This is a genomic window from Avibacterium endocarditidis (genome assembly GCF_002921145.1).
GTDB classification, from domain to species: domain Bacteria; phylum Pseudomonadota; class Gammaproteobacteria; order Enterobacterales; family Pasteurellaceae; genus Avibacterium; species Avibacterium endocarditidis.
Window position 1 is genome coordinate 22,756 of the sequence record NZ_PQVI01000005.1, and the last position, 10,047, is coordinate 32,802.

Here is a 10,047-nt window from a genome sequence, read left to right on the forward strand (position 1 = left end):
CACTAAATTAATCCCAAGGTTTCCGCAAAACCGTAACGAATATTGGCACATTGCACCGCTTGTGCTGCCGCGCCTTTAAGCAGATTATCTTCTGCGCCGACAATGATAATGTAGCCATTTTTCACTGCAAAACCGATGTCGCAATAAGGCGTAAATTCCACCGCTTTAATGCTTGGCAAGCCTTGTTCATAGACGCGCACAAGAGGGCGATGCGCATAATATTGCTGATAGGCTTCACGGATTTGCTGTTCACCTACACCATCTTTCAATTTAGCTGTAATGGTGGCTAAAATACCACGTTTAAAATTGCTAAGTGCGGGGTAAAAATCACTTCTGTGCCTAAATGGGTGGCAATTTCAGGCTGATGACGATGGTTAAATACGCCATAAGCATTCAGGCTGACCTCGCAAAAACTATTCGTGAGCGATGCTTTGCGTCCAGCACCGCTTACCCCACTGACTGCATTAATAATAGGTAACTGATTGAGATCTAATAAATTGTTTTCAATTAATGGTTTTAAACTCAGTTGCGAAACTGTTGGATAGCAACCAGCCACCGCCACTAAATCTGTTTGCGCAATGGCACTGTCATTCCATTCAGCTAAGCCATAAACCGCTTTTTCTAATAATTCAGGATAACGATGTTCAAAGCCCATAATATTGTGGATAAAATTTCGTATTATTCACCCGAAATGCGCCAGATAAATCAAATACTTTGCATTGATTTTGCAAGAAAATTGGCGCAAGATCGTGGCTAACTTCGTGTGCGGTGGCCAAAAAGACCAGATCATTTTGTTGTGCAAGTGCGGTTAAATTTTCGTCCAAAGGTTGCAACGGCAAATCAACAATCTGCTTCAGTTGCGGATAAATATCAGAAATGGCTTTATGCGCATCTTGGCTTTGCGCTGAAACATATAATCCATTGAGCTGAAATGCAGGGTGCAAGGTTAGAATACGAGCCAATTCAGCCCCTGTATAACCACTTGCCCCAATAATAATGGCTTTTTGCATAGAACACCTTGTAGATAAAAATATAACGCTTGATTAATTATGCTATTATTGTGCATAATTAATCATAAATCAACCTTTAATTTAATACAGGATAAACTTAATGAAAAAATTGCCGCCTTTCCTTGAAATGTATTCTCAGCTTATTGCATTGCCCACCATTAGTAGCGTAGAAGCAGAATTTGATCAATCGAATAAAGCTTTAATTGAATTGCTTGCCACTTGGCTTGGTGATCTAGGCTTTAAAACCAACATTATTCCTGTGGAAGGCAGCCGAAACAAATTCAATTTATTAGCCACCTGTGGCGAAGGGGAAGGGGGGTTATTGCTTGCAGGGCATACGGATACAGTGCCTTTTGATGAAGGACGCTGGCATTTTGATCCTTTCAAACTCACTGAAAAAGACGGCAGATTTTACGGCTTAGGCACCGCGGATATGAAAGGGTTCTTTGCGTTCGTGTTAGAAACCTTACGTCATATTGATCTGAGCAAATTAAGCAAACCGTTGCGGATTCTTGCTACCGCCGATGAAGAAACCACGCTTTTAGGCGCACGAACCTTCAGCCAGCACAGCCATATTCGCCCAGATTGTGCCATTATCGGCGAGCCAACTTCCTTAAAACCCGTGCGCGCGCATAAAGGGCATATCGGGCAAGCGGTGCGAATTATGGGGAAAACAGGGCATTCGAGTGATCCTGACAAAGGCATCAATGCCATTGAATTAATGCACGAAGCCACTGGCTATTTAATGGAAATGCGTAATGAGTTAAAGGCAAAATATCATCATTCCGCCTTTGCCATTCCTTATCCGACAATGAATTTTGGCGCAATCCTCGGCGGCGATGCGGTAAACCGTATTTGTGCGTGCTGCGAACTGCATTTTGACATTCGCCCGTTGCCACAAATGCGCTTAGAAGATCTCAATGAAATGCTACAAGAAAAGCTGCGCCCAATGTTTGAAAAATGGGGCGATCTCATTTCACTGAAAGCCTTACACGAACCTACCCCAGGTTATGAATGTGAACACTCTGCCCAAGTTGTCCAAGTGGTGGAAAAATTACTTGGCGAAAAATGCGAAGCGGTGAACTATTGCACCGAAGCCCCTTTCATTCAACAACTTTGCCCAACATTGGTGCTAGGCCCCGGTTCAATCGAACAAGCCCACCAACCTGATGAATATCTCTCCGCCGAATTTATCAAACCCACTCACGAACTATTGAGCAAGTTGATTGGGCATTTTTGCTAACGCAGAGATTTGCTGATTTGCTAAAAATAAAAAGTGCGGTGATTTTTCACCGTATTTTTGCGTCATTGTGCTAAGATACGCCCCTTTTCTTTTCCATTCTTTTTAAGGAAATTTTATGGATTTATTAATGAATATTCTTGGCTATTTTGGCACGGCATTAGTGGTGCTTTCATTTATGACCAACTCACTATTAAAATTACGTTTATTAAATGCCACAGGTGCTTTTTTCGTTACCATTTATGCGATCTACACAAATGCCTTACCGGTGGTGCTGTTAGACGGTTTTATCGTTATCATCAATGTTATTCAGCTGATTAGACATCGTAAAAACACGACAAGCCTTCAATCTCACTAAGGACTTGAGAAAGAACGCTCATCATCCCCCTGAGCGTTCTAACAACACCAGCACCTCATAATGCGCCGTATTAGGGAACATATCAAAAAGTTGGATTTTTTGTGCTTGGTAGTTGGCTAATTCTTGCAAATCTTTGCCCATTGAAACTGCATTGCAGCTGGAATATAAAATAAAGTGCGGTTGTAATTTATTGAGAAATTGAGCCAACTCTTTGCCAATACCACGGCGTGGCGGATTGACGATCAGCAAATCTGGTTTTTCATTTTGTGCTAAGGCGAAATTTGCTGCATCTAAGGATTGAAACTTCACCTCTGCTAAGCCCAATTTTTCTGCTGACAAGCTGGCACTAGCGATGGCAGAAGGGGAAATTTCAATGCCAGTTAATTGCACGTTTACGCCTTTTGTTGCAAGATCGCCGCACAATGCAAGCCAAAGCCACCTACACCGCAAAATAGATCCCAGATTTTGCTAATGGGAAGATCTTTAATCCATTGCTGTGCTGTGCCGTATAAGCCTTCTGCCACCTTTGGATTAGTTTGGAAAAAGCCTTGCGGACGAATAAATAACGGGATTTGGTTAAAATTTTCGGCGAGCTGTTTTTTTTCCGTGAGAAAAATTTCTTCTTCCCCTTCTAAAATCGCCGCGTGTTTCGGTTGGATATTGAGGCTCACCACCTTTATTTGTGGCAAGTTCGCCAATAATTGTGGTAATTCTCGTTGAATAAGCGCCAGTTTGGCGGTAGATCGCAACACAAAACGTAACATTAATGTGCCGTTACTTTGGCTTTCGGTAAGCAAAATATATTTCAGTTCACCTTTGCGTTTCGCGATATTATAAGGCACTAAGCCCGCGCGCCCGATAAAGGTTTTTTAATTGGGCAAAAATCTCAGCGAAATGCGCAGGGTAGAGTAAACACTCGGATAAATCTACCGCACTTTGTGGATCATTGGGATCGGTCAAAATGCCTAAAATTGGACGTTCCACCGAACCGCTCACCACCATTTTGGCTTTGTTACGAAAACCTTGTTGCGCAGAAGTATAAGGTGGCAACCATTCAAGCTGTGATTGATCAAGCCCATTAAGTTGTTGAACTAAATGCGCTTTTTTCTCATCAAGCTGTTTTGCATAAGGCATTTCAATCCATTGGCAAGAACGGCATTGTCCCGCCATAAAGTGTGGACAAACTGGCATTGCTGACATTTAGGCACTCGCTAACCAAGTTTGTTGAAGTGCGGTCAATTTTTGCTGATTTTCTTGCCAACGTGATGATTTTTCTAAAGTTTTCCAATCTAACTGGCTACGTTTAAACAAACCTTGCAAACGTTGTTGGCGCAGGGCATATTGCTCAGGGGATTCTTGCGGTTGGAAATGATCTAGCACTTGGATCACGCCCTCACGCTCATTGCAAAGCAATAGTAAATCACAACCCGCATTAAGGGATTGCTGACAACGCGCCACAAAATCGCCCATAAAACCCGCACCTTTCATTCCTAAATCATCAGAGAAAATTGCCCCTTGAAAGCCGAGCTGTTGGCGTAACACCTGTTGTAACCAATAGCTTGATCCGCTTGCTGGTTGCGGATCGCATTGCGTGTAAATGACGTGTGCGGGCATTACCGCATCGAGATAATTTTCCGCGATTAAACGCTGAAACGGCACAATATCTTGCGTGAAAATATCCGCTTTGGGGCGTTCATCATACGGCGTTTCAAGGTGAGAATCTGCCAGAACGTGGCCGTGGCCAGGGAAATGCTTGCCTGTGCTGGCCATTCCTGTTTGCTTCATTCCAATAATAAATTGACGTGCGAGATCAAGGGTTTGTGCGGCTTCATCGTGAAAACTGCGATCACCAATAGCACGGCATTGATGGCCTAAATCCAGCACGGGCGCGAAACTCAAGTCAATATCCAGCGCGATCATTTCTGCCGCCATTTGCCAGCCTGCTTGCAATGCCATTGCTTGTTGCTGTTGCGGATCAGCGATTAGGCTAGCGAAACTTTGCATTGCGGGCAGTTGAGTAAAGCCTTCACGAAAACGTTGTACACGTCCGCCTTCTTGATCGACGGTAATCAATAAGGGTTTCTTTACTTTCTGTCGTAAGGTGGCGACAAGATGTTGAATTTGCTCACGATCATAAAAGTTGCGGGTAAATAAAATCACGCCAGCGACTAAGGGGTGCGCAAGCAATTCTAATTCTTCTTGGCTAACTTCTTGCCCAGTAAGATCGATAAGTAACGCTGACATTGAAATCCTTATTGCAATTTATTCAAACGAAGATATAAACGGTAATTGGCGCTTTGTTCCGTTGGCGGAACAGGCGTTAAGTTGGTTTGTTGGCTTGGTTGCAGCAGCAAACTAGAGGGCGCGTTTAAATTCGGCTCTTCCCCTTGGGTTACGCCATTTTTGTCATACCAAAAGAAATAATAAGCCACATCAAGCTGCTGCTGGCTTTTGTTTTTCAGCCAAACATTGTTGTGGCGTAATGTTGTTTCAATCAACGGCGCGAGATTGGCTTCTACATTTAAGATAGGCTCATTTTCGCTCACAATATTTTGCGAAGGTGTGGAACTACAAGCCGCAAGCAATAGGCTTAATCCGCACAGAAAAAACAGTTTTTTCATTATTTTGCCAACATTTTTCCTAAAGGTTCACCACCAAGTAAGTGCATATGTAAATGATACACTTCTTGTCCACCGTGTTTGTTGCAGTTTACGATTAAGCGATAGCCATCTTGTGCAATACCTTCTTGCTCTGCCAATTTTGCTGCAACGGTAAATAAACGCCCTAATGCCACCTCATCTTGTTCGGTAACTTCATTCACGGTTGGGATCAGTTTATTCGGAATAATCAAAATATGGGTTGCCGCTTGTGGTGAAATATCACGAAATGCGGTGACTAATTCATCTTGATAAACGATATTCGCTGGGATTTCTTTACGAATAATTTTGCTGAAGATGGTTTCTTCTGCCATTGGAAAATCCTTGTGTTTTAAAGGGATATTATTGCTTGTAAACAGTATAGATAAGTGCGGGTATTTTTATCAGAAAAGTTCAAAAATAGCAATCTGGATTACTTTTGTTATTATTTTGTTAAATTTTAGTTTTATAATGTTGCGATATGTTAAATCAATGTTGTAAAAATTGATTTACAACAAATTTTATAAAAAATAAAATCTTTTTTAGTTTAAAGTTCAGGACATATCCCTTAGAATTAGCACATAACTTTTAGGGGGTAGAATGAAAAAAGAAAACGCCGTGAGTTTTATGGCAACGCCAACGGAAATGGCTCAGCTCGCTGAAGATATTGGGGTTTATAAAGCCACTAAAAATCAATTCTATTCTTTTCTTTCCGCAATTTCAGCAGGGGCATTTATTGCGCTTGCTTTCGTCTTTTATACCACTACGCAAACAGGGCTAGCCAATGTGTCTTGGGGATTGGCTAAACTGGTTGGCGGTTTAGTGTTCTCTGTGGGCGTGATTATGGTGGTTGTCTGTGGATCTGAATTATTCACTTCATCAACAATGACGTTGGTGGCACGCGCAGGGCAACGCATCAATACCATTCAAATGTTACGCAACTGGGTTGCCGTTTATGCAGGCAATTTCGTGGGGGCAATCATCATCGCAGGCTTAATTTGGTTCGCAGGACAAACAATGGCAGCCAATGGACAATGGGGCTTGACGATTTTGAAAACAGCCCAACATAAGATTCATCATAGCTGGTTTGAAGCCTTTAGCTTAGGCATTTTATGTAACATTATGGTGTGCATTGCGGTGTGGATGAGCTATGCAGGAAAAACCTTAACAGACAAAGCATTGATTATGATTTTACCGATTGGTTTGTTTGTTTCTTCTGGCTTCGAGCATAGTGTGGCGAATATGTTTATGATTCCCCTTGGGATCATCACTGCCCATTGCAGTTCTGCGGAATTTTGGCAATCTCTTGGGCTGAATGCAGCGCAATTTGCTGATTTAGATGTTTATCATTTTGTTATAAAAATCTTATTCCTGTTACGCTTGGTAATATTGTTGGTGGCGGGGTATGTATTGCATTAATGCAGTGGTTTACTAACAGACCACATTCACATTAGTTTGGCGTAAGAGCGGTTGTTTTTTCGCCGTTTTTACATAGTTAAAATTTTATTTACGTTAAAGGAAAATAGTAATGACTCAACTAACAGAAGCGCAAAAAAAAGCGTGGGAAGGTTTTACTCCAGGTGACTGGCAAACCGAAGTAAACGTACGTGATTTTATTCAAAAAAACTACACCCCTTATGAAGGTGATGAATCATTCCTTGCTGGTGCAACGGAAGCGACCACGAAATTATGGAATGATGTAATGGAAAAAATTAAGGTTGAGAACAAAACTCACGAACCTTATGACATTGATACAGATACGCCATCAACCATTACTTCTCACAAACCAGGTTACATTGAAAAAGACTTGGAAAAAATCGTGGGCTTACAAACTGATGCACCATTAAAACGTGCCATTATGCCTTATGGCGGAATTAAAATGGTGAAAGGTTCATGCCAAGTTTATCGTCGCGAATTAAAACCTGAAATTGAGCATATCTTTACAGAATATCGTAAAACCCATAACCAAGGGGTATTTGATGTTTACACCCCAGATATTTTACGTTGCCGTAAATCAGGCGTAATTACTGGTTTACCAGATGCTTATGGCCGTGGCCGTATCATCGGGGATTATCGCCGTTTAGCCCTTTACGGTGCTGATTTCTTAATGAAAGATAAATTCAACCAATTTAATTCATTACAAGAAAAATTAGAGCGTGGTGAAGATATTCAAGCGACAATTCAATTACGCGAAGAAATTGCTGAACAACACCGTGCATTGGGTAAAATTAAAGAAATGGCAGCCTCTTACGGTTTTGATGTTTCTAACCCGGCAACTAACGCACAAGAAGCGGTGCAATGGACGTATTTCGCTTATCTTGCAGCGGTGAAATCACAAAATGGTGCGGCAATGTCTTTCGGTCGTGTTTCTACTTTCTTAGATATTTACATTGAACGCGATCTTAAAGCGGGCAAAATCACAGAACAAGAAGCACAAGAATTAATCGACCACCTTGTAATGAAATTGCGTATGGTGCGTTTCTTGCGTACTCCAGAATACGATCAATTATTCTCTGGTGACCCAATGTGGGCAACCGAAACATTGGCAGGTATGGGCTTAGACGGTCGTACATTAGTTACCAAAAACAGCTTCCGTATCTTACACACCCTTTACACAATGGGGCCTTCACCAGAGCCAAACTTAACCATTCTTTGGTCTGAACAGTTACCAGAAGCGTTCAAACGTTATTGTGCGAAAGTATCTATTGATACGTCATCTGTACAATACGAAAATGATGACTTAATGCGTCCAGACTTCAACAGTGATGACTATGCGATCGCTTGTTGTGTAAGCCCGATGGTTGTGGGTAAACAAATGCAATTCTTCGGTGCGCGTGCGAACCTTGCAAAAACCTTGTTATACGCAATCAATGGTGGTATTGATGAAAAATCAGGTATGCAAGTAGGCCCTAAAACTGCCCCAATTACGGATGAAGTGTTAGACTTCGATACAGTAATGGAACGTATGGACAGCTTTATGGATTGGCTTGCTACCCAATACGTTACTGCATTGAACATCATTCACTTTATGCACGATAAATATGCCTATGAAGCGGCATTAATGGCATTCCACGATCGTGATGTATTCCGCACAATGGCTTGCGGTATCGCAGGGCTTTCTGTAGCAGCTGACTCATTAGCAGCGATCAAATATGCGAAAGTGAAACCAATTCGTGGCGACATCAAAGATAAAGATGGCAACGTAGTGGCATCTAACGTGGCGATCGACTTTGAAATCGAAGGTGAATATCCACAATTCGGTAACAACGACAGCCGTGTTGATGATTTAGCGGTAGATTTAGTTGAACGCTTTATGAAGAAAATTCAAACGCACAACACTTATCGCAACGCAACCCCAACACAATCTGTACTTACTATTACATCTAACGTGGTGTATGGTAAGAAAACAGGTAACACCCCAGATGGTCGCCGTGCTGGTGCGCCATTCGGACCGGGTGCAAACCCAATGCACGGACGCGATCAAAAAGGTGCAGTAGCTTCATTAACTTCTGTGGCGAAATTACCATTTGCTTACGCGAAAGACGGTATTTCTTACACCTTCTCAATCGTACCAAACGCATTAGGTAAAGATTACGAAGCGCAAAACGTAACCTTGCAGGCTTAATGGACGGTTACTTCCACCACGAAGCGACTGTTGAAGGCGGACAACACTTAAACGTGAACGTAATGAACCGTGAAATGTTGTTAGATGCAAAATGGAAAACCCAGAAATATCCACAATTAACCATTCGTGTTTCTGGTTACGCCGTGCGTTTCAACTCTTTAACTAAAGAGCAACAACAAGATGTAATTACGCGTACTTTCACGCAAGCAATGTAATAATTTATTTCTTGTATTGGTTTTTAAAATCGGCTTTATGATATAAAGCCGATTTTTATTTTTGACATTTTTCTAGAAAATGCTAAAATAAAATTACTACCTAATAGTATAGAAAAAATGAGAAAAACATTATTAATTTTATACATTATTGCATATATATTATATACTGTCTTAGTGTATTTCTTAAAAACTACTTTAAAACCTTTAATAAGGGTATTAAATGCATTAGCAAAGACTTTGGAATACACCATACATCTAATTGAGGAAATGCTTAAAGCATCAAAAGAGCTTCCTAAGGAACTTTCATTTATTCTTACCAAATATTCTTATCAAATAAAAATATTTATCCTGATCTATCTAGCTTATTGCATCATTTTTTACTCATTTTTTAAACTTCCAACTCCTATCACAGTGACAACATACATACCTATATATATTCCAATTTGTATATTTGTAATATTAGAACATAGTAAAAATTTTAGAAAATACTTTAACAAAACAAAAGAAAACTATATATTAAAATATTTATTAATCATATTGTTTTCTTTGTATTTAACTTATTGCTCATATATTTCGTCAGAAGAAATTTTAGGTATTACAGGCTATACAATTAACTTCTTTCCACTATCAAGCACTATACTAATACTATTAATAAATATAATACTTTTATTAATTCTTTACGTACCACTCACATTAATGATACTGGCATTATTTTATGAAATAAAGTCTTTTTCAACAAAAGAATATCTAAAATCATTTTATTATTTAATGATGTGTATAAACGTAATATTCCTCCCTTTGTTTATAAGTAAAAACAGTATAAATCATCAAGAATCAATTAAACACACCTTAATAAACACAAGTTTTTATGATCAATCTAAACTAAATAGTTTTTGTAACAATAACAAAGAAACAATTAAACGTAGAGCTAAAGAACGAATAGAACATATAAAAAATAAGGAG

6 protein-coding genes and 4 pseudogenes are annotated in these 10,047 nt (G+C 40.2%); 5 read left to right on the forward strand and 5 right to left on the reverse strand.

The genetic code is table 11. The features are described 5' to 3' along the window. Window positions 1-2 precede the first annotated feature (2 nt). Window positions 3-1,010, reverse strand: a pseudogene (gene argC / locus C3Z13_RS00825) (N-acetyl-gamma-glutamyl-phosphate reductase). A 100-nt stretch (window positions 1,011-1,110) separates the two neighbouring features. Here argC and argE point away from each other — a divergent pair. Both argE and C3Z13_RS00835 read left to right on the forward strand, forming a co-directional pair. After that, entirely contained in the window at window positions 1,111-2,253 is a 1,143-nt protein-coding gene (argE, locus tag C3Z13_RS00830; protein ID WP_103854698.1) for an acetylornithine deacetylase, read from the forward strand. A gap of 115 nt (window positions 2,254-2,368) precedes the next feature. Beyond that, complete coding sequence (locus C3Z13_RS00835; RefSeq protein ID WP_103854699.1) at window positions 2,369-2,608, forward strand: CBU_0592 family membrane protein; 240 nt, start codon at window positions 2,369-2,371, stop codon at window positions 2,606-2,608. Window positions 2,609-2,629: 21 nt separating this feature from the next. Here the strand turns inward: C3Z13_RS00835 and rlmC are convergent. The 4 genes and pseudogenes from rlmC to hinT all read right to left on the reverse strand — a co-directional run bounded on the left by rlmC (window position 2,630) and on the right by hinT (window position 5,579). Next, window positions 2,630-3,799, reverse strand: a pseudogene (rlmC, locus tag C3Z13_RS00840) (23S rRNA (uracil(747)-C(5))-methyltransferase RlmC). Window positions 3,800-3,808: 9 nt separating this feature from the next. After that, window positions 3,809-4,852 carry a beta-N-acetylhexosaminidase gene (gene nagZ / locus C3Z13_RS00845; RefSeq protein WP_103854700.1) on the reverse strand — a complete coding sequence of 348 codons (1,044 nt, stop codon included), beginning with the start codon at window positions 4,850-4,852 and terminating at the stop codon, window positions 3,809-3,811. A gap of 8 nt (window positions 4,853-4,860) precedes the next feature. Continuing rightward, on the reverse strand, window positions 4,861-5,229 hold the full coding sequence (locus tag C3Z13_RS00850) for a YcfL family putative periplasmic lipoprotein (protein ID WP_103854701.1): 369 nt from the start codon (window positions 5,227-5,229) through the stop codon (window positions 4,861-4,863). Next, window positions 5,229-5,579 carry a purine nucleoside phosphoramidase gene (hinT, locus tag C3Z13_RS00855; RefSeq protein ID WP_103854702.1) on the reverse strand — a complete coding sequence of 117 codons (351 nt, stop codon included), beginning with the start codon at window positions 5,577-5,579 and terminating at the stop codon, window positions 5,229-5,231. The genes C3Z13_RS00850 and hinT overlap by 1 nt, the downstream gene beginning before the upstream one ends. Window positions 5,580-5,844: 265 nt before the next feature. Here hinT and focA point away from each other — a divergent pair. From focA to C3Z13_RS11805, 3 genes and pseudogenes are all read left to right on the forward strand, one after another. Then, window positions 5,845-6,698, forward strand: a pseudogene (focA, locus tag C3Z13_RS00860) (formate transporter FocA). A 74-nt stretch (window positions 6,699-6,772) separates the two neighbouring features. Continuing rightward, window positions 6,773-9,084, forward strand: a pseudogene (pflB, locus tag C3Z13_RS00865) (formate C-acetyltransferase). A 117-nt stretch (window positions 9,085-9,201) separates the two neighbouring features. Then, the coding region (locus C3Z13_RS11805; RefSeq protein ID WP_219827868.1) for a hypothetical protein at window positions 9,202-10,047 on the forward strand (846 nt) is incomplete at its 3' end.